The following is a 2,209-nucleotide window of genomic DNA, read 5'->3' as shown; positions in this document are numbered from 1 at the left end:
GTCGGCGACTTGCTCAAAAACGCGGTCAGCTCGCCGCCAGCTCCCCATTACCGGATCTGCCCATAAGGCAGCTAATGGGCGACGCCCATTAGCTGCCGCAACCGGCATTGCCCGAAGTGCCAGGCGGCGGCGTCACGCCAGTGGCTGGCCGAGCGCGAAGCCGAGCTGTTACCGGTGCCGTACTTTCACGTCGTATACACGCTGCCGAGCGAGTTGCGTGACATCGCCTACCAGAACAAGCGCGTGGTCTACAACCTGCTGATGAAGGCAGCGGCCGAGACGACGCTCGCCATCGCCTCCGATCTCAAGCGCCTCGGCGCACGGATCGGTATCACCGCCGTGCTCCATACCTGGGGCTCGGCGCTCACCCATCATCCGCACGTGCATATGATCGTGCCGGGTGGCGGGCTTTCGCTCGACGGCGCGCGATGGGTCGCCTCGCGCACCAACTTCCTCGTCCACGTCAACGTGTTGGCGCGCTTGTTCCGCGGCAAGATGCTGGCGATGCTCATGGAGGCACACGACGCCAATCAGCTGACGTTCTTCAATACTCATGCTGGGCTCACCGACAAGAAGACGTTCAAGCGCTTCATCGCCCCGCTGCGGCGGATCAAGTGGGTGGTCTATTGCAAGGCGCCGTTCGCAGGGCCCGAGCAGGTGCTGCGCTATCTCTCCCGTTACACCCATCGGGTCGCCATCTCGAACCGCCGCCTCATTGCGGCCGAGGATGGTGCCATTGCGTTCCGCTGGAAGGACTACCGTGTCAACGGCCCTGACCGCTGGAAGACCATGCGGCTTCACCCGCACGAGTTCATAAGGCGCTTCCTGATGCACGTGCTGCCCAAGGGATTCCACCGCATCCGCCACTACGGGCTCTTTGCCAACGCCAACCGCGCCGCGAACATCGCGACAGCCCGCGCCTTGCTCAACGTGGCTCCGCCTGCCGCCGACCCGCAAGAGCCTCCGGCCGACCCGCAAGCGTCGCCGGATATTGCCGAGGACACGCCACATGTGCTGCCTTTGCCCTTGCCCGCGCTGCGGCGGCCGCATGATCGTGATCGAGCTGTTCGCACGCGGCTGCGAGCCGAGGTGGCGTCCCATGCCGAGCAGAATCGACACATCATGAGCCAGACCGCCCTTGAACCTCGCAACCTCTCCGTTCCGATCTGCTGGCCCTACGCCGGCAGCGATCCCCCTCGACCCGGTTACAGTGGTCGACGCAGCACGCGCTCATTCATCCGTTCCGAGCGATTACCGAGATCGCCATTTCACGCCGCCAATCTCGCCCGTGTGATCCGCCGGCCGCATTCTGGTAGCGGCACATCCACCATCGAGCTTAGCGCCGCCATCAAATCCCCATAGCGCCCGCTGCACCGCCGGTGCTCAACCTCCCGCGACTTCGTGCCTTGGCGCTTTTTGGACGCCGGCCGCCACAGCGCGTGGAAAGGTTCGTCATGCCGGCGTCCAAAAACCTGCACAAGCACGGACATGATCATCTTTTTTGCTGTCGCACCGGCCTCAGCCAGCCGGCGACCGGTCGCCTTACGCAAGCCGTGCGGCTGACAATCAAGCGGCAGCCCCGCATCTGTGATGGCATCGCGCATCCATTGGCTAAAGCCGTCAACGGTGAATGATTTGCCGCAGGCCGTAGTGATGATCGACATATTGTCACGCTTGGCCACGGCAATGGCTGAGAGCAGGTCAAGATGAAGCGGAATCAGGAGGCGTCGCCCTGTCTTCTGCTGCGCGACGGCGATCTTGTTTTCGTGCGTGATGTGGCACCACGCTATTCGGACCACGTCCGATCGTCGCTGGCCAGTGTTCAAGAACAATTCGAAGGCTAGGCCCTGTTTGATGACCAGAGGCCATTTCTTGCGAAACAGCTCGATCTCATCTTCTGTCCAAGACAGTATGCGCTGAATCTTTGGTCGTTTTACTCCAAGCGACGGGTCTTGCTGAATCCATCCGATGTTGATCGCATGACGGATCAAAATGCGAAGTTTTTTTAAGTGTGTCGAGGGCTGCGCCGGGCTGATCGGCAAAGGGCTGAAGAATGCCGGTTATAATGCGCCGGCGAGAAAGTCCGGCCATAACCCCGCGCACTTAAATTGATGGCCCACCCCGGTGGTTCTGAGCACGGTATCTGATGGGCAGCGGGGCATCGCCCTCACTGAGTGTGAGCGGCGGAGCGCGGCGATCAGGTGGGGGT

Annotated in this window: 1 protein-coding gene and 1 pseudogene; one reads left to right on the top strand and one right to left on the bottom strand. The window is 62.0% G+C overall.

Annotation, left to right across the window (positions count from 1 at the left end; genetic code table 11):
- Positions 1-90: 90 nt before the first annotated feature.
- Positions 91-1,126, top strand: a pseudogene (locus tag WCB02_RS17720) (IS91 family transposase); the annotation flags it as partial.
- A gap of 142 nt (positions 1,127-1,268) precedes the next feature.
- Here WCB02_RS17720 and WCB02_RS17715 read toward each other — a convergent pair.
- Positions 1,269-2,042 (bottom strand): tyrosine-type recombinase/integrase, encoded by a 774-nt coding sequence (locus WCB02_RS17715; protein ID WP_423959961.1) that lies wholly within the window; start codon positions 2,040-2,042, stop codon positions 1,269-1,271.
- Positions 2,043-2,209 lie beyond the last annotated feature (167 nt).

This window comes from Bradyrhizobium sp. (genome assembly GCF_049581145.1).
Taxonomy (GTDB): Bacteria; Pseudomonadota; Alphaproteobacteria; order Rhizobiales; family Xanthobacteraceae; genus Bradyrhizobium.
This window is presented reverse-complemented; position numbering and strand designations above follow the sequence as displayed.